The following is a 17,088-nucleotide window of genomic DNA, read 5'->3' on the forward strand; positions in this document are numbered from 1 at the left end:
CGGATGCGACCTCCCGCGGTGGCGTTATCTGTCATATCGGCAGCACGACCGAACTGACGAATTCGTTGCGTAACCAGCCGACGAACATGCCCCACACGCCGGTGACCAGTGCGAGCCCGACAGCGACGAGCATTATTCCGCCGACGATCTGAATCGTCCGTGAATGGCGTTTGAGCCACCCGACGCCGCGGAGAGCTTTCGCCGACCCGAACGCAAGCACGATGAACGGCAGTCCCAATCCCAGACAGTAGGCGACAATCAGTATCACGCCCCGCGCTGCTGTCGTGCCTTCAGTTCCGGCCGCCACCGAAATAACTCCGGCGAGGGTGGGGCCGAGACATGGTGTCCAACCCAACGCGAACACGCCCCCCAACAAGGGCGCGCCGGCAAGGGAGGAGATACGCCGCGGGGCGAACCGTGTGTCTTTCTGCAAGGCAGGAATCAAGCCGATGAAGGTCAACCCCATCACGATGGTGATCACACCACCCACCCGTTGGAGCAGGTCTTCGTTGATGCGCAGGGTTCCGATCACCCCGAACACCGACGCGGTGGCGAGAACGAACACCACGGTGAATCCGGCAACGAACATCGTTGCCGCGCCGGTAACCCGCCATCTGCCTGCAGGTTCCGAGGTCTCGTCGCCACGGGTCACCGCTGGAGAATCAGCTCCGGAAATGCCGGCCAGATACGACAGATATCCGGGAACGAGCGGCACCACACACGGCGATGCGAACGACACCAGACCGGCCAGAATGCACGCTGCTACGGCGAGCAGTAACGGGCCGCTCGCGGCGGCGGTCTGGAAGCTGGAGCCGACACCTTGGGCGAGTTCGTTCACCGCTCGGCCGCCACGCGCTCGATGACCGGTTGCAGATCCTCGGTGAGAAGTGCGCGAAGAAACACAGCGGCGACGCGCTGTCTGCGATCCAACACCAAGGTGGAGGGAATCACGCTTGTCGGATAGTTTCCGCCGAGCGCTGTCAAAGTTCTCATCGACGGGTCGTAGATCGAGGGGTAGCTGACGTTGTTGTCGACGACGAAGTCCTGGGCCTTGTCTCGTTGAGGATCTCGAACGTTGATCCCGAGAAACTGAACACCGAGACTTTCGGTTGCTTCGTACGCGCGCTCGAGATCGTCGGCCTCGGACCGGCACGGGGCGCACCATTGCCCCCACAGATTGATCACGACGACCTGACCGGCGTAATCAGTGAGTGAAATATCGCTACCGTCGGCCATGAGGTCAGGTCCGGCCAATACACCGATCATGTTTCGCGATTCGGGCGGGTCGTACAAAATATCGGTTTGTCCTCCCGGTGACACGAAATCGAAATTCGCACCCGAAGCGACTGCATCGGTGCCGGTTGCACATCCACTCGCGGCGACGACGATCGCAGTGAGAATAGCGACCAGTGGGAGGATGCGGGTCGGTTTTCCGAGTACGCGTTGTCTCGATTTGCGAGGGAGTGCGGGGGCATTCATTTCATCAACTCACTTACAGCGGAGCGTATTTGGTCAGTGTTTTCGAAAACCATGGGGGTTGTAATCTGTTCGACGGACCCGTCTTGTTGGACGAGAAAGCTCAGCGGCAGAACTGGCGGCGCCGATAGCGCAATTCCGATGTCGTCGACCGCAGCGAACGAGGGATAGTGCACGCCTGCAGCGGTGAGAAGCGCTAGTGCTGTGGACATGTCGTCCTGGACGTTGATCCCGACTACTCGGATGGAGCCCGGAGTACCTGCATAGTCATTCAGGACCGGGATTTCCGATCGGCACGGCCCGCACCACGAGGCCCAGAGGTTGATCAGGGTCGGCTCCCCGGACAGCGCTGCACCGAGGTCGACCACAGTATTCTCGCCAAGACACGTCGCTTTGATTCCCAGGAGTTCTCCTCCAGCGGGCGGTACTGCCGGGGCCACAGGACAGGGAACCGCTGCTGCCGCGGACTTCGAGGAAAACCCCGAGTCGACGCGATCTTCATCTGCCTGGGCGGCCGGAGGCACTTGAGGCCGGGTCGAGGAATGGGTCTCGGTTGACGTTGATCGAGGCCAGATCGCCACGACGAGAAGACCGATCACAACCAGGAAGAGCAGGAACCACCGAGACTGTGCCTGCATGCACTTCCTCCAAGCGTGGTGCGGTGAACCGGGACAACACTGAACTACTATTGTGCATAGTAGACATATGGTTCGTTCTGTCGCCCCCGCCAACCAGAGGCGGGATCCGAACCCGAGAATCGAGCATCGTGAAACGCCAGTCCGCTCCGAAGGGCCGTATCAATCCACCAGTCAGCCCAGAAATTGCGGCACTGGGTGCCCATCAAGCACCGCAGACGCGCGTGGCGCGGATCAACCGTGTAGCACGGTCAAAGCTCGTGCGTCTGGTGATGTACTACACCGCGGTTCGACTCGCCCTGATCGCCGGCCTCGCAGTGATCATCATGGGAATCAACGCCATACTCGAACTCGAAATCCCCGGTGTGTTAGCACTGTTCGGGGCGGTGCTGCTCGGATTCGCCATCTCTGCGATCGCGTTCCGGTCATTGCGCCGCCGGATCAATGAAGAAGTGATGGTCGTAGATGAAAAACGGCGTGCAATGCGCACCCGGTGAAGGGTTCCCTCCGGTTAGGTGCGCGTGAAAGCTCCAGTAACGAAAATGCCCAGCATCGGTGCCACAACCTGTCTTTTTTGGACGTATGACCGCTCAAAGCTGCCTTCCTGGGTGATGCCGAGGGCGCGCGATCATGCATTGATTGGCATTGGGATGAAGATGTCAGGTGACGGGATCAGGTGCGGAGTCGGCGGTATCCGTGGTGGTCTCGAGTTTCGGAATCGGTACAAGCTGCGGGATCAGGCGGACGAGACTCGAGCAGGCGCAGTACGGAGGACCGTTGAGTCAGCTCGCCCTTGTGAGGAACCCCGGGGCTGCTGCTGGAGACGACCCTGTTGGGACCACCGGTGGGTGGCCGATACTTTCACTCATCGCCCTCTACATCAGCTGTGGGCGCAGCCATACCGAACGCACCCCTCAGTGCAGCAACGGTAGGAGCGCCACCGACCTCGCCCGTGGAATCTCGATAGAGCCTGCATGACACGTTGGGGACCTGGTCCGGTTCGGCAAACGGATCGCGGCCGTCGACGAGCAACGTCGGCGATCCGGTCATGCCCGCAAGCCTTGCGGATCGAGGATCGTCGACGATTACGTGGCGCAGTTCCCAATCGATGGACTCCTCCGCGAGAACGTGCTCGATCCGTTGTTCGAGGAGCTGCACGTTCGGGCAGTCCGGGACTTGCAAAATTTCAAGGTGCATCATGGTGTTCCTCCGTCGGCGTGTGGTTTCGAGTATGCGGCAGTGCAGGACAGCTCGCGGTAAACGAAACCCAGGACTGGTAGGTCTGCATTTTCTCGGCAAGATCGTCAGGTATCGGCATCGGTGTCATAAGACCGGCACGAGTTCGTTCGGTGTTGCCCTCCGGATAGCGGCCCAGTGCGGATCCCGGGGCGGCGACGACGATGATGCGAAGAACCTGCCCGACGGCTTCGCGGCAGTCACGCTGATGTAAGGCCAGGGGAGCATGGCGAGGTGGTTTGTGTGGCCATGGACAGGGCTGGGAGAGGACATGTGTGCGTTCGAGGTGATGCCAACGCTGGGTGTCATCGCTGGTGCGGCCGGCTGCGGTCCTCTTTGCGGGCCGAAACGCGACGGCGCTGTGTCGGTCGTGCAAGCGATGCGCTTCGTGTAGACACTGCGCAATTGTGCGAGCATTCGGTTCATCGGATGCAGAGCCGGCGGCAGGTGCTGCAGGTCTTCGCCCATCAGAGCAACATCGGCGGTCTCGATGGCCACGTCGGAACCCATCGCGCCCATGGCAATGCCCAAGTCGGCGGTGGCCAGGGCGGGGGCGTCGTTGACACCGTCCCCGACCATTGCCGTCGGGCGGTTCGCACGCAAGGTTTCCACGATCCGTGCCTTGTCCTCCGGGCGCAGGTCGGCGTGCACGTCGTCGATCCCGACGTCGGCGGCCAGCGCCTGGGCGGTGCGTTCGTTGTCGCCGGTGAGCATCGCGACGGTGTACCCGCCGCGTCGTAGCCCGGCGATCACCTCATGTGCTTCCGGTCGGAGCTCGTCTCGTACGGCGACTGCCCCGATGACGGTTCCGGCGCGCTCGATCCACGCCACGAGTTCCCGAGACCTCTCACCGATGGCGTGGCCGCCGCACCCGGACTGAGTCGTCTCGACGGATGCGCCGACGTGTGCGTCGGCTACCCAGAAAGCGGTACCTCGCCTGGGCACTCGACGACCCGGACGGCCCACCCCCTCGGGTGGGCGCCCGAGAGGAGCGAACGGCCTACCCGAGCGTATACCCCCAGGGGTACTTGCATACCCCCCTGGGTATATGCAACAGTGGGTAGACGCTCGTCAGAAAGGACTGTCTATGTGTTACCCCGTCCCGTGCCCGATATGCGACAAGATCGCGTGGGCAGGTTGCGATCGACATGTCGACGACGTCACGAAGGATGTTTCACGGCCTCGGCAGTGCACCTGCTCTGCTGAGACCGTTGGTCCTATCGATCGGCGCCAGCGCCTCGCGATCGCTGTTTCGCCGCCAATCCCGGTCGCGAGTGCAAGGGCCTAACCTTCCAATTGGGTCAGGTTTACCGAGGTCTAGCTCGCTCATTTGAATACCCCAGCCCGTATTTTAGGAGAAGTTATGTCTGTGCCCGACACCGTGACGGCCACCGGTCGTGACGATCGTGATCGCGTATCTACACCCGGCATACTCGGACGCCTGGGAAGCGCGATGGTCGCACGCCGCCGATGGGTGTTCGGTGTCTGGCTGATCGCGCTTGTCGCGCTCGGATCTGCAGCGCCGTCGGTTTTTTCGTCACTGGCGGGTGCTGGGTGGCAAGCCAACGGATCCGAATCGGTCCAGGTCCGTGAACTCGCGCAACAGCATTTCGGCGGGAACTCCTCGGCCGCGGTTCAGGTGGTGGTCCATTCGGACACCGCGTCGATCGACGATCCCACCGTGCAGCAGAGACTCATCGACGTCACAGCTGTGTTCGACGGTGACACCCGGTTCGGTGCCGTCATCGCCCCACAGCCTGGTATGACCATCAGCCCCGACGGCCACACCGGCATCCTCATCGCCGGCGCCAACGCAAACGCGGACGACATGGTCAAAGCCGTCGACGATGTCAAAGACGAGCTGACCGCACTCTCCGGCGACGGTATCGAGGTCTATCCCACCGGATCCTCCGCGTTGTGGTCCGACTTCAACAAAGCCAACCACGATGCGATGATTCAGGCTGAACTATTCTCTTGGCCAGTCACTTTGGCGATCATGGTGCTCGCATTCGGCTCCCTCGTCGCTGCCGGGCTGCCGCTGTTGCTCACAGTGGCCGGACTCGTCGCCTCCGCCGGCGGTTTGGTGCTGCTCAACGAGGTCACACCGATCTCGGTATGGGCGATGAATTTCGCGATGATGTTCGCCCTCGCTCTCGGCATCGACTACGCCTTGTTCATCGTCGCCCGCTTCCGCGACGCCCTCCGTACGGCCGATCCACGAGCAGCCGTTGCCGAAACCATGGACACCGCAGGCAAAGCGGTGCTCCTGTCCGGACTTACCGTCCTGGTCAGCCTCTCGGCAGTGCTGCTCGTTCCCGCACCGGCCGTGCGCACCATGGCCGTAGGCATCATGCTGGCCGTCACGTTCGTTCTGATCGCCACCATGACACTTCTTCCGGCCACGCTGGGCGCACTCGGCCCCAAGGTCAACGCAGCATCCCTGCCTTACGCGAAACGCCAACAGCACCGATCCCCGAAGTTCGCTGCGTGGGGCGAATTGCTTCACAAGTACCCATGGCCGTTCGCGCTGGTCTCCGTCGGCATCCTCGTCGCCCTGGCCTTACCTGTCCTGGGACTGAAGGTGGCAATGCCGTCCATCGCTGTCGTTCCCGACGATGCGCCCGTTCGGCAAGGTTACGAGTTGGTTCAGGCCCAGTTCGGTGACGGGGCACCCGGCGCGCTGCAGATAGTTGTCCCGTCTTCCGATGCGGCTGCTACCGCCGCGGCAGCGAGCAGCGTCGACGGGATCTCGATGGTCACCCCGCCCACACCATCAACAGACGATTCGAACTACACACTGCTGCAAGCGTTTCCTGCCGTGGACCCTTCCGCAGAGGCCATGGGCACGATCCTCGGTGACCTACGCGCACAACTACCGGAGTCCGCGCTCGTCGGCGGCGCGCCAGCGGAGAACCTCGACCTGCAGCAAGCCCTGAACGACTACCTACCGTTGGTTATCGGGATCATCCTCGCCCTCGGCTTCATCCTGCTGCTCGTCGCTCTGCAGGTACCACTGATCGCGATCCTCGGCACCGCCGTCAGTTTGCTGTCGACCGCCGCAGCGTTCGGGGTTGCGAAGCTGATCTTCCAAGACGGACACGGATCGTCGCTGCTCGGCTTCACCCCTCAAGGTTTCCTCGACGGCTGGGGGCCGGTGTTCTTCTTCGCGATGATCTTTGCCATCGCCATGGACTACACCGTGTTCCTGCTCGCCACCGCGAAAGAACACTACGAGAAGACCGGGGACCCGAAGGCTGCTCAGGTCGACGGCCTCGCGCACTCCGGACGCGTCATCTTCGCCGCTGCGGCGGTCATGGTCGCCGTGTTCTTCACCTTCGCGCTCTCCGATCCGCTCCCACCCAAGGAAATGGGCATCATCCTCGGCGTCGCGGTGTTGCTCGACGCCTTCCTGATCAGGCTGATCCTGCTCCCGGTCCTGCTCCGGCTGAGCGGTCACGCTGCATGGTGGGCACCGGGCTGGCTGCGCAGAATGTTGCCGTCGATCCGCTTCTCGCACTGACCATTACAACACCTCACGGAGGAATCATGACCGATCCGAACATCACGCATTCGAGCACGTCTGCCGGGTGGCCGATCGAACGTATCGTCCCCGCACTGGCCGCCGGCGTCACCGCGACGGGCCTGACCCTCGGCGAACTCCACGCACCACGGTGGAGGCTGCTCAGCGCCTTCGCCGCCGCGAACCTCGCCCTCTACGCCGCGGTCGGCTGGTGCCCGGCAAGTGCGCTTCTCACCAGAGCGGGCGTACCAAGTCTTCGCCACCCCCGAAGCGGATAGGCACACAATTGCCGCAGTTCGACGAACGGAAGGAATTCTCCACCATGACCATCGCACTCTCGACCACCTTGACCGACACCGACTTCGAGACGGCGGTCACCGCCACCAAAGCAGCACTGTCCGAGCAAGGCTTCGGTGTGCTGACCGAAATTGACATGCAGGCCACCCTGAAAGCCAAACTTGGCACAGACATGGAGAAGTATCTGATCCTAGGCGCGTGCAATCCCACGCTTGCACACCGCGCCGTAGGAATCGTGCGTGAGATCGGCCTGCTACTGCCCTGCAACGTCGTCGTCCGTGCCGACACCACCGCCGGATCGGTCATCGTCGAGGCGATGAACCCGGACCTCATGGTCCAAGTGACGGGCGAACCAGCACTGTCAGATGTCGCGGCCGAGGCCACCACCAAACTCCAAGCCGCCCTGGACACGCTCGGCAGTCGGGATGCAGTGCGCAGTTGATGACGTTGACCCTGGCGCTGGCGCTCGGCCTCACCGTCGGAATCCTGCTCGGTCTCCTCGGAGGCGGTGGATCGATCCTCGCTGTCCCGATCCTCGTGTACGCTCTCGGGTTCCCCCTGCCGGAGGCGATACCGACTTCGCTGTTGGTGATCGGTGTCGCCTCCGCGGTCGGGGTCATCTCCAAGGTGCGGGCGCGGCTCATCGAATGGCGACTCGCGGCAATCTTCGCCGCCACCGGAGTCCTCGGCACCCTGGCCGGCACTGCCCTTGGCAAGCATCTACCTGAAACTGCCGTGATGATCGGCTTTGCGATCGTCATGATCCTCGCGGGGGCACGCATGCTGCGCAGCCCCGACAATCCCGGAACCGCCTGCAGGACGAGCAATTCCGGGATCAACTGGCGCCGATGCGCACCTCGGTCCATACCGACCGGATTCGGCGTCGGTGTCCTTACCGGACTGTTCGGCGTCGGCGGGGGCTTCTTGATCATCCCCGCATTGGTTCTGCTGCTGGGAATCGAGATGAGTGTCGCCGTCGGAACCTCTTTGGTGGTCATCGTCGCCAACTCCGCCGCCGGACTCATCGCTCAGGCCGACGGCCTAGGTGGAAACTGGCCCTTGACGGCAGCGTTCGCAGGTTCAGCCATTGCGGGTTCGTTGGTGGCCGGACGATTCGGTACACGCATCGCCACGGACTCACTTCGGCAGTGGTTCGCCTACCTGGTGTTTGTCGTGGCAGGTTACGTCCTCATCGACACTCTCGTTCTCGGATGATCTACCGTGCACCCCGTTGGATGCCCCCGGGGGTAATCTGGCAATTTCTGGCATCATCATGCATCTGAAGGAGACCCCATGATCGGCGACGAAGACAGCATCGCATTGGTCCTCAACCGCCTCCGCCGCGCACACGGCCAACTCTCGGGAGTGATCGGCATGATCGAGAACGGACGCGATTGCAAAGACGTTGTCACCCAGCTCGCCGCTGTTTCCAGGGCCCTCGACAAAGCTGGCTTCAAGATCGTCGCTACCGGTCTCCGAGAGTGCATGACAGGCGAAGCGGCAGACAACAAAGAACCCATGACCGAAGCAGAACTGGAAAAGCTCTTCCTGGCGCTGGCCTGAACGCCCGCTTCACATCAGGAACGAGGCCGACCGACAACATGTAGGAGCTCCCCATGAGCACGACCGACCCGGACATCGCCATCATTGAAACTTCCAGCCTCGGCGACCGCAGCTATCTGATCAGCCACGACGGTATCGCCGTGGTGATCGATCCACAACGCGACATCGACCGCGTCCGGGCGCTGGCAGCAGAAAAGAACGCTGTCATCACCCACGTGCTGGAAACTCACATCCACAACGACTACGTCACTGGCGGCCTGGAACTTGCGCGCGCCACGGGTGCCGAATACGTCGTCCCGGACGGCGATCCGGTCGAATACGAGCGCCGAGCAGTCGTCGACGGCGATGTCGTCGACGCGGGATCGACGACGTTCGAGGTCATGCACACCCCAGGGCATACTCATCACCACGTCAGTTACGTTCTGCACCGGCGCGGCGAGCCGATCGCAATCTTCACCGGCGGCTCCATGCTCTACGGGTCCACCGGGCGCACTGACCTGCTCGGCTCCGAGCACACTGATGAACTGACCCACGCGCAGTACCATTCGGTCCGCCGTATCGCGGCCGAACTGGCCGCTGAGGTGGAGGTCTACCCCACACATGGGTTCGGTAGCTTCTGTGCCGCAACTCCGACCAGCGGGGACTCATCCACCATCGGTGAACAGCAGCAGTCCAACCCCGCACTGACTCAGGACGAACACACCTATGTCGACGAGCTGATCGCGGGCCTGTCTGCATATCCCGCGTACTACGCCCATATGGGCGTCATCAACACCAAAGGGCCGGCCCCGATCGACCTGTCCATGCCCGAGCCCGTCGATCCAGACGAACTACGTCGCCGCATCGACGCCGGGCAATGGGTCGTTGACCTACGAGCACGCACCGCTTTCGCCGCCGGCCACGTCGATGGCTCTCTCGGGTTCGAACTGTCGACCAGCTTCGTCACCTATCTCGGATGGCTTTATCAGTGGGGCGTGCCGTTGACGCTGATCGGTGAAACAACCGACCAGATCGCCGAGGCGACCCGCGAGCTGGCTCGGATCGGCATCGACAGTCCCTCCGGATCCGCCGTCGGTGAGATTCACTCGCTCGTCGGCGACGGAAAGGTCCGCTCCTACGATGTATCCGACTTCGCCGGACTCGCGGCGGCCACCGGCGAACGTGAGATAAGCGTCCTCGATGCGCGTCAACAGTCCGAGTACGCGGACAGCCACCTTCCTGGTGCCGTGAACATCCCCCTCCACGAGCTACCACACCGACTCGAGGAAGTTTCCGCGGCCGAAGTGTGGGTGCACTGCGCATCCGGTTACCGCGCATCGATCGCCGCTTCACTTCTCGACCGCGAACACCGCACAGTGGTCCTCATCGACGATGACTACGAGCATGCCGTGCAGCTCGGCCTCCACACATCGCCCGCCTGACGAATGCGCCGCCGCTGCGCAAGCCGCACGATGCGAGTGGTTCACGGGGCTGATCTCCCCGATTTCAGCAAACGGCCATCGGATAATTCCGACAGAGGGCAGGAAGCCCAACCCCTGCCCGTGCCGACGTCCGAGAAGGCGGCCACCGCTGGTCCAACGATCATTCGGGCGCCGTCCGAGTTTGTCGTTCTGCCAATTCGCACTGGATCTTCCGCTCGCCTTTGCTTCGGTGGCCGGACCGTTGTGACGCGCCATGCACGGTTCCGGCCGGGATGCGGTGCGCGGAGTCGCAGACATCCGCGTGCCCCGGCGACCGCGAGGAGCCGGGACGGATCAAGGTGCCACCGTGCCAGCAGTGTCGGTCATGCCGCGGCGGCGATCAGGCGGCCGATCACACCGGATTCGAGCAGGATGATGACGCCCAGCCCGATGAAGACTGTGGGCACGAGCCAGTGCTCGACGCGCTCGAGGGTGTCGATGACCTTCTTGTGGGTGCCGAGCATTCTGCCGGCGGCGCACCAGAGTCCGACACAGATCAGGAACACGGCGATGGTAACGATGGTCTGGGGCGCACCGAGAGTGCGGAAGACCGGGGTGTAGACGGCGATGTTGTCGGCGCCGTTGGCGATGGTGATGGCGGCGACGCTGATCGTCCCGGCCGCGACCACTACGGGTTCACCGTCTCCGTCGCTGCGTAAGCCCTGGATCAGTCCCCAGATTCCTAGCGACAGGGGAAGTAATCCGAGTAGTCCAACCCAGTCCTCGGGCACGATCACCAACCCGAGGGCGGCGACCACACTGATCGCGACGAGGGTGATCAGGCCGAGGTACTGGCCGGCAACGATCTGCCATGCCCGCGGCCGTCCTTGACTGGCGGAGGCGACGAACAGGACGGTCAGTACGACGATGTCGTCGATGTTGGTGCCGGCGAACATCGCTACCGCCGCGGCGATGGTGCCGATCATCCTCGCATCCGGCGGCTGCCGCGGCGCGGCCTGATCTCGGGTATTGCTGTCATTTCGAACTCTCCTGTGCGGGCGGGGGATCGGCCGGGTCGTGGGTGGACTCAAAGATCAGTGATGCGACGAGCAGCACGACGCCGCAGGTGATGTAGGTGTCGGCGAGGTTGAAGGTGGGCCACCAGCCGGTGTGGAAATAGTCGGTGACCTTTCCGTCGACGGCACGATCGATCACGTTGGCGGCAGCTCCGGCGAGGATCGCCGACCAACCCACCGTCCCCACCAGTGAAGCGGTGGGGACGGTGCGCCAGGCGTAAATTCCGACGCCGAGAGTGATGGCGGCGGTGACCGCGAGGATGATCCAGGCCGGAAGCTGTTGGCCGATGCTGAACGCGACACCGCTGTTGTACGCCAACTTCAGTTGCAGCAATCCCATATCGACGGTGCGTGCACCGGAAAGGGTACGGCGCGCAACGGGTTCGGCCGACAGTGCGATCGCGATGAGAGCGAGACCGACGACCACGAGAATCACCCGCCGCGTGCTACCTGTGCGGATTGATCGAGCCGCTAATTCGCTCACGTGCGGGCCTCGACCTTCCCCGCCGGTGCGGGTACCGATCCGGTGGGGAAGGCTTGCGCGCGGCCGGCCCGGACACCGTTGGCGATGACCACGATCTCAGCGACCTCGTGCACCAGGACCACGGCGGCCAGGCCGAGGACCCCGAACAAGGCCAACGGCATCAGGACGGTGATGATCGCCAGCGACAGTCCGACGTTCTGCAGCATGATGGTCCGGGAGCGGCGCGCGTGCGCCAACGCCTGCGGCAGGTGCCGCAGGTCTTCGCCCATCAGAGCAACATCGGCGGTCTCGATGGCCACGTCGGATCCCATCGCGCCCATGGCAATGCCCAAGTCGGCGGTGGCCAGGGCGGGGGCGTCGTTGACACCGTCCCCGACCATTGCCGTCGGGCGGCGCGCACGCAAGGTTTCCACGATCCGTGCCTTGTCCTCCGGGCGCAGGTCGGCGTGCACGTCGTCGATGCCGACGTCGGCGGCCAGCGCTTGGGCGGTGCGTTCGTTGTCGCCGGTGAGCATCGCGACGGTGTACCCGCCGCGTCGTAGCCCGGCAACCACCTCACGTGCTTCCGGTCGGAGCTCGTCACGGACGGCGACCGCCCCGATGACCGTTCCGGCGCGCTCGATCAGCACCGCAGTGGCGCCGGCATGCTGCATCCGCTCGATATCCCCTGCCAGCGGACCCGGGTCGATCCAGCCCGGTCGACCGAGGCGCACAGGTATGCCGTCGATGTAGCCGGTCAAGCCCGCCCCTGTGACCGCGTCCACGTCGTCGGCAGGCACATAGTCCTCGACGGCGGCGAGAATCGCGCGAGCGAGAGGGTGCTCGCTACGCGCTTCCAACGCTGCGGCCACCGCGAGAACGTCCCCGCGGTCGGCGCCGTTCGCGGTCGCGACGTCGATCACGGCGGGTTGGTTGCGGGTAAGGGTGCCGGTCTTGTCCAACGCGACGGTGCGGATCCGGCCGAGCGCTTCGAGGGCAGCGCCGCCCTTGACCAGGACGCCGAGCTTGGATGCTGCGCCGATTGCGGCGACAACGGTGACGGGGATCGCGATGGCCAGCGCGCACGGCGACGCGGCGACCAGTACCACCAGGGCTCGTTCGATCCACACCAGCGGATCACCGAGCATGCTACCGACCGCGGCGATAGCCGCGGCGACGATCATCACGCCCGGAACCAGCGGCTTGGCGATCTTGTCGGCGAGGCGTTGCGCCTCGCCCTTGCGGGACTGCTCGGCCTCGACGATCCGCACGATCTTGGCCAGCGAATTGTCCTGCGCATCTGCGGTGACCTCGACTTCGAGGACGCCGGTGCCGTTGATCGACCCGGCGAACACCTCGTCGCCGGGACCGGCTTCGACGGGCATCGACTCTCCGGTGATCGCGGAGGTATCCAGGGCGGTGCGCCCGCTGCGAATGATGCCGTCGGTGGCGATCCGTTCCCCGGGCTTGACGATCATGACCTCACCGAGCTCGAGCTCCGAGGGCGGGACGGTTTCCTCCCGGCCGCCGCGGAGCACTGTCGCGGTGTCCGGGACCAGGGACAGCAGGGCGCGCAGGCCACGGCGAGTGCGGGTGACGGCATACTCTTCGAGTCCCTCGCTGATCGCGAACAAGAATGCGAGCATGGCTGCTTCGCCGACCTCGCCGAGCAGTACCGCGCCGACGGCCGCGATCGTCATCAGGGTGCCGACGCCGATCTTGCCCTTGGCCAGGCGTGTGAGAGTGGACGGGACGAAGGTGTAGCCGGCAATGATCAGCGCGCCCGCTTCGAAGCCGATCCCGAGAGCATCAGGCCCGCCGGCCAGCCGGACTGTCAGGGCCGCGATCAGCAGCACGCCCGCTGCTGCGGCCGCCCGGATCTCGGTAACCTGCCACCACTTTTCGATCTCGTGTTCTTCCTCGCCCTCGGCGCGGGGTTCGTCGTGGCCGCAGCCGCACGCGTCACTCACGGCTATCTCCGGTGTCGGTGCCGTAATTCGGGCACAGGGCAACCGCGTTCCCTGTCGCGGCAAGCAGCGTCTCCGCCGAGGCGAGTAGGTCCATCAACTCCGGTCGGGCCAGCGAGTAGAACACCTGCCGACCTTCTGGTCTGCCGTCGACCAGACCGCAATCACGTAGGCATGCGACATGTGCGGACACCGTCGACTGGGCGAGGCCGAGTTCACCGATCAAATCCGCAACCCGCGCTTCTCCTTCGGCGAGACGGCGCACGATCGACAACCGGGTGCCATCCGAGAGACTGTGGAACAGTGCCACTGCCGCATCCAGACTGGACCCGCTGCCGGTTGCAGCGAGGCATCCCGACTCGTTATTCATCGTCATAAAACGATGATAGCAATGTAGGGCGATTCGAGGAAGGGTGATGCACCGGACTTGGAAGTGAATGCGGTACGCCAGCCGAACGGTGGCCGGCCGACGTACCTCACCAGGAACGGCGAAGTGACATCGGTAGATTCCGAGTTGCTCGCCACGGCATCACATGGGGGGACAGCAAGGACCCATCGCTCGACACAGCCAGTCGCACAACATCTCCAGTGGGTTCATTTCACACCTCCTTCTGAGCGTTCGCCGTCAGCGCGACGACGAGCGGTCCGAGTCACCTGCGGTTCCCGAACGTCATCCATAATGGACATTCCAGTGCGATGGAAGGTCAAGGATCTCGTGAAAATTGGTGAACTGGCCGCTCGGAGTGGCGTTGCCCCGAAGACGCTGCGTTTCTACGAGGACAGTGGGGTGATTCCCGTCCCGGTCCGAAAGTCCAACGGCTACCGGGATTTCGGTCCGGAATCTCTTTCGCGTTTGCGGTTCGTCCGCAGCGCCCAGTCTGCAGGTCTCACCTTGCGAGAGATCCGCCAGATCCTCACCACCCATGACCGCGGGGCGGCTCCTTGTGAGCAGGTCGTGGAGATGCTCTCGGAGCATCTCTCCCAGGTTCGTGGCAAGATCCGCGAACTTGCCACCCTCGAAACAAACCTTGTTGCGCTGCTGGGTCGAGCGGAAAGTGGGATTCCGCCGGAAACCGACGATGTCGGTGTGTGCTGGATCCTGGAATCTGAGCCTCAGGACGGTGTTGCTGAATCGTGAAATCGATTGCGGGTGCACCCCCCTGTTTCAGCAGGTTCGGCGCTCAGCAATGTGATGAGGTGAGCGAAGCGGTTGTAGCGGTGTTGCCGGTGTGTTGATCAGTCCGGTGCAGAAGTAGTGGTGTCGGGATCTGTCGGGAACATCGATTCGGCGGATTCTCCGGGTGCGGGAATTGACAGGCGCCGCCACTCGGGGGCCGAGGTCACCATTGAGCGTTTCCGGAACTTTCGTTCCCAGGGAGCCATGTGCACTTCGCCTTGCCTTGGAAAGCAGGAATCCTCTGCGAAACCTGCATCGCTGTGATCCAAGGTTGCTGGCGAGCATGAGTGGGGTTGTCTTGCGACGGTTCACTTGCCGGGTTTACTCGTGCTGTTTGTCGTCGATCCAGCGCCAACCTGGAAGTTGTTCGAGTCGTGCGGAGCGGGCGTCGGACAGAATTCCTCGGTGGTGGTGTTTTCGTTGGGTGCTGACCCATTCGCCGAGGGGATAAGTTCCGGTGACCGCGCTCTTGGATGGTCGAGCATGACCGGAGTTCGCGACGAACTGAGTCAATACGGAAAACCCTCTCTCCCATTGTGTTTGGAAAGGATCCCAGTCCCAGCCGGGCAGCGCTTCGAGGGCGGCGATTTTCTCGATCGCCAGGGTGCCGGTTTTGTAGTCGCGGCGCCGGTGGTGGACCCACTGTCCGAGGGAGAACCCGTCGAGGATCTCTGATTGTCGGGGGGAGGCTGTTCCGTGGATGGCGGTGTAGGCCTTAAGGGCCGAGATCCCCTGTATCCACGCGTCGCTCTCGCGGCCCCATCGCCACCCTGGGAGCTTGTTCAGTTCGGCGATACGATCCGGGGGCAGGGTGCCGGCGCGATGCTCTTCTCGGCAGCGGAACACCCATTTGCCCACGTCGAAGCTGTTGGCGCGCGCTGAGCGAGGGACATCGGCACCATCGTGCTCTCGGAGGTACATCTCGAGTGCAGAGCGCCCGGTTTCCCAACGAACGGTGTCGTTGTCCCACATCCAGGCGGGTAGGGCTTCGAGCATGAGAATCTGGGTGTCGGTGAGCTCGCCATTCTGGTGGGCTGTGCGCTGGGCGTTCGCCCATGCGACCAGATCGATACCATCGATCACGAGAGTCGACGACAGGTCCGTGTCGGGGCGCGCGGCGAGCTCGTCCGATAATGCGGACAGTGCTGCTCGCCAACTTTTGCGTCGCGGTTTCCCCCAGGTCCAGCCGGGTAGGTTTTCGAGGAGGTCGGCTTCACCGGCGGAGAGTGTGCCGTCCCAGTATGCGATCCGTCGACGTGCCACCCAGCCGCCGAGATCGATTCCGAACGCATGGACTCGACCTGCCGGGCCGGCATGACCTTTGAGTTCGACGAACTTCGTCAGTGCTCGGAATCCTGATTCCCAGTCGTCGGTGGGTGCGCCCATCACACGACCTGGGAGTTCTTCCGGGTTCTGCTACCGCAGGGAGCTGATGGGTTCATGCACACAAGGAAGGAGCGAGGCGGTAGCCGGCGCCGCGGATGGTGCGAATGAACTGTCCGTGCTGGGTGTCCGAGCCGAGTTTTTCACGTAGCCGCTTCACGTGCACCGCGACGGTGTTCGTTTCGGCGCTGTGACCCCAGACTGCGAGGCTGATCTCGCTTTGGCTGGCGACGTGGCCGCGGCGTTTGATCAAGTAGACGAGCAGTTCGAACTCCCGCTGCGTCAACTGCACTTCGCGGTTTCCGACGCGGGTCTCGTAGCCACTGGGGTTGACCCGGATCGGTCCGGCGGTGACGACACTGTCTTCGGCGAGGGAGAGCGCGGTGATGCCGGCGAACGGAGCAATGGTGGTGATGTCGTACGGGCGGGCAACGACCGCCGACGCGCCCGCGGCGAGGACTTCGCGCACGATGCGCTCGTCGCCCGACTTGGCTGCACCGACCAGGATCGGAACATCGGACCGGCTTCGAATCGTGGCCACCACTCGGGCGGCGTCGACGTTGTCGGTGTGAGCAGCCAAGATCAGGACGGTCGGCACCTCTGCACCCACCGCCAGTAGAGTCTCGGCACCGTCACGGCACCAGTCGGTGCGAATCCCCATGTGGTCGGCGGCCGCCATGAACTGCGCAGCGGTGGCTGGGTCCGGCTCCGCCAGAAGCAGACGCGTATGCGAATCGGCCAAGGAGTAGCCGTAATGCGCTCCCGCAGCGACCTCCCGGTCCGGCTGACGCAATTCGATAGTCAACTGTCGACCCCCTATTTCAGAACGTACCCATTGTCTCACCTGAAGTAGCCGGTGAGGAGGAGGTCGACTGCCCGCACAGCCACAGTGTCG

The 17,088-nt window shown here is 63.5% G+C and carries 19 protein-coding genes and 1 pseudogene; 8 read left to right on the forward strand and 12 right to left on the reverse strand.

Annotated elements, in window-relative coordinates; translation table 11 throughout:
- Nucleotides 1-31: 31 nt before the first annotated feature.
- The 3 genes from ACZ3J7_RS36525 to ACZ3J7_RS36535 are packed head-to-tail and all read right to left on the reverse strand — an operon-like array spanning nucleotide 32 to nucleotide 2,114.
- Entirely contained in the window at nucleotides 32-838 is an 807-nt protein-coding gene (locus ACZ3J7_RS36525; protein ID WP_003944619.1) for a cytochrome c biogenesis CcdA family protein, read from the reverse strand.
- Nucleotides 835-1,479 carry a TlpA disulfide reductase family protein gene (locus tag ACZ3J7_RS36530; RefSeq protein WP_003944594.1) on the reverse strand — a complete coding sequence of 215 codons (645 nt, stop codon included), beginning with the start codon at nucleotides 1,477-1,479 and terminating at the stop codon, nucleotides 835-837. Before ACZ3J7_RS36530 ends, ACZ3J7_RS36525 begins: the two co-directional genes overlap by 4 nt.
- Entirely contained in the window at nucleotides 1,476-2,114 is a 639-nt protein-coding gene (locus ACZ3J7_RS36535) for a TlpA family protein disulfide reductase (protein ID WP_003944602.1), read from the reverse strand. Before ACZ3J7_RS36535 ends, ACZ3J7_RS36530 begins: the two co-directional genes overlap by 4 nt.
- A gap of 128 nt (nucleotides 2,115-2,242) precedes the next feature.
- Between ACZ3J7_RS36535 and ACZ3J7_RS36540 the strand changes: the two genes are divergently transcribed.
- Entirely contained in the window at nucleotides 2,243-2,608 is a 366-nt protein-coding gene (locus ACZ3J7_RS36540; protein WP_019747393.1) for a DUF4229 domain-containing protein, read from the forward strand.
- A gap of 364 nt (nucleotides 2,609-2,972) precedes the next feature.
- On the opposite strand, the gene ACZ3J7_RS36545 is transcribed toward ACZ3J7_RS36540, so the two are convergent.
- The 3 genes and pseudogenes from ACZ3J7_RS36545 to ACZ3J7_RS36555 all read right to left on the reverse strand — a co-directional run.
- Nucleotides 2,973-3,311 (reverse strand): hypothetical protein, encoded by a 339-nt coding sequence (locus ACZ3J7_RS36545; protein WP_003944633.1) that lies wholly within the window; start codon nucleotides 3,309-3,311, stop codon nucleotides 2,973-2,975.
- A complete protein-coding gene (locus tag ACZ3J7_RS36550; RefSeq protein ID WP_087503898.1) occupies nucleotides 3,298-3,723 on the reverse strand; it encodes a DUF3703 domain-containing protein in 426 nt (141 codons plus the stop codon). The genes ACZ3J7_RS36545 and ACZ3J7_RS36550 overlap by 14 nt, the downstream gene beginning before the upstream one ends.
- 95 nt (nucleotides 3,724-3,818) lie before the next feature.
- Nucleotides 3,819-4,313 (reverse strand): annotated as a pseudogene (locus ACZ3J7_RS36555) (HAD-IC family P-type ATPase); the annotation flags it as partial.
- Between the two features lie 397 nt (nucleotides 4,314-4,710).
- On the opposite strand from ACZ3J7_RS36555, the gene ACZ3J7_RS36560 reads away from it, so the two are divergent.
- The 6 genes from ACZ3J7_RS36560 (at nucleotide 4,711) to ACZ3J7_RS36585 (ending at nucleotide 10,148) form a co-directional block, all read left to right on the forward strand.
- The gene (locus ACZ3J7_RS36560; protein ID WP_037131615.1) at nucleotides 4,711-6,867 is read left to right on the forward strand and encodes an MMPL family transporter; all 2,157 of its coding nucleotides are present in this window, start codon (nucleotides 4,711-4,713) and stop codon (nucleotides 6,865-6,867) included.
- Between the two features lie 26 nt (nucleotides 6,868-6,893).
- Complete coding sequence (locus tag ACZ3J7_RS36565; RefSeq protein ID WP_003944652.1) at nucleotides 6,894-7,145, forward strand: YgaP-like transmembrane domain; 252 nt, start codon at nucleotides 6,894-6,896, stop codon at nucleotides 7,143-7,145.
- A gap of 44 nt (nucleotides 7,146-7,189) precedes the next feature.
- Nucleotides 7,190-7,606, forward strand: a complete 417-nt coding sequence (locus tag ACZ3J7_RS36570) for a DUF302 domain-containing protein (protein ID WP_011133463.1) — start codon at nucleotides 7,190-7,192, stop codon at nucleotides 7,604-7,606.
- A complete protein-coding gene (locus ACZ3J7_RS36575; protein WP_003944622.1) occupies nucleotides 7,606-8,379 on the forward strand; it encodes a sulfite exporter TauE/SafE family protein in 774 nt (257 codons plus the stop codon). Before ACZ3J7_RS36570 ends, ACZ3J7_RS36575 begins: the two co-directional genes overlap by 1 nt.
- Before the next feature lie 78 nt (nucleotides 8,380-8,457).
- Nucleotides 8,458-8,727, forward strand: a complete 270-nt coding sequence (locus ACZ3J7_RS36580; RefSeq protein ID WP_003944639.1) for a metal-sensitive transcriptional regulator — start codon at nucleotides 8,458-8,460, stop codon at nucleotides 8,725-8,727.
- 53 nt (nucleotides 8,728-8,780) lie between these two features.
- Nucleotides 8,781-10,148 carry an MBL fold metallo-hydrolase gene (locus ACZ3J7_RS36585; protein WP_003944677.1) on the forward strand — a complete coding sequence of 456 codons (1,368 nt, stop codon included), beginning with the start codon at nucleotides 8,781-8,783 and terminating at the stop codon, nucleotides 10,146-10,148.
- Nucleotides 10,149-10,510: 362 nt separating this feature from the next.
- On the opposite strand, the gene ACZ3J7_RS36590 is transcribed toward ACZ3J7_RS36585, so the two are convergent.
- Genes ACZ3J7_RS36590 through ACZ3J7_RS36605 form a run of 4 tightly spaced genes read right to left on the reverse strand, consistent with a single transcriptional unit; the run spans nucleotide 10,511 to nucleotide 14,009 of the window.
- On the reverse strand, nucleotides 10,511-11,113 hold the full coding sequence (locus ACZ3J7_RS36590; RefSeq protein ID WP_003944587.1) for a cadmium resistance transporter: 603 nt from the start codon (nucleotides 11,111-11,113) through the stop codon (nucleotides 10,511-10,513).
- Nucleotides 11,114-11,162: 49 nt separating this feature from the next.
- Nucleotides 11,163-11,639 carry a signal peptidase II gene (gene lspA / locus ACZ3J7_RS36595; RefSeq protein WP_003944608.1) on the reverse strand — a complete coding sequence of 159 codons (477 nt, stop codon included), beginning with the start codon at nucleotides 11,637-11,639 and terminating at the stop codon, nucleotides 11,163-11,165.
- A gap of 44 nt (nucleotides 11,640-11,683) precedes the next feature.
- Complete coding sequence (locus tag ACZ3J7_RS36600; protein WP_003944623.1) at nucleotides 11,684-13,636, reverse strand: heavy metal translocating P-type ATPase; 1,953 nt, start codon at nucleotides 13,634-13,636, stop codon at nucleotides 11,684-11,686.
- Nucleotides 13,629-14,009: an ArsR/SmtB family transcription factor gene (locus ACZ3J7_RS36605; RefSeq protein ID WP_003944657.1), complete on the reverse strand. Its 381-nt coding sequence runs from the start codon at nucleotides 14,007-14,009 to the stop codon at nucleotides 13,629-13,631. The genes ACZ3J7_RS36600 and ACZ3J7_RS36605 overlap by 8 nt, the downstream gene beginning before the upstream one ends.
- 303 nt (nucleotides 14,010-14,312) lie before the next feature.
- Between ACZ3J7_RS36605 and ACZ3J7_RS36610 the strand changes: the two genes are divergently transcribed.
- Nucleotides 14,313-14,771: a heavy metal-responsive transcriptional regulator gene (locus ACZ3J7_RS36610; RefSeq protein WP_003944650.1), complete on the forward strand. Its 459-nt coding sequence runs from the start codon at nucleotides 14,313-14,315 to the stop codon at nucleotides 14,769-14,771.
- Nucleotides 14,772-15,131: 360 nt separating this feature from the next.
- Here the strand turns inward: ACZ3J7_RS36610 and ACZ3J7_RS36615 are convergent, their stop codons facing one another.
- Nucleotides 15,132-16,196, reverse strand: coding sequence for a helicase associated domain-containing protein (locus ACZ3J7_RS36615; RefSeq protein WP_011331631.1), 1,065 nt, complete (start codon nucleotides 16,194-16,196; stop codon nucleotides 15,132-15,134).
- Between the two features lie 52 nt (nucleotides 16,197-16,248).
- Nucleotides 16,249-16,998: a winged helix-turn-helix transcriptional regulator gene (locus ACZ3J7_RS36620; RefSeq protein ID WP_003944618.1), complete on the reverse strand. Its 750-nt coding sequence runs from the start codon at nucleotides 16,996-16,998 to the stop codon at nucleotides 16,249-16,251.
- Nucleotides 16,999-17,088 lie beyond the last annotated feature (90 nt).

The organism is Kitasatospora sp. NPDC015121 (assembly GCF_055562955.1).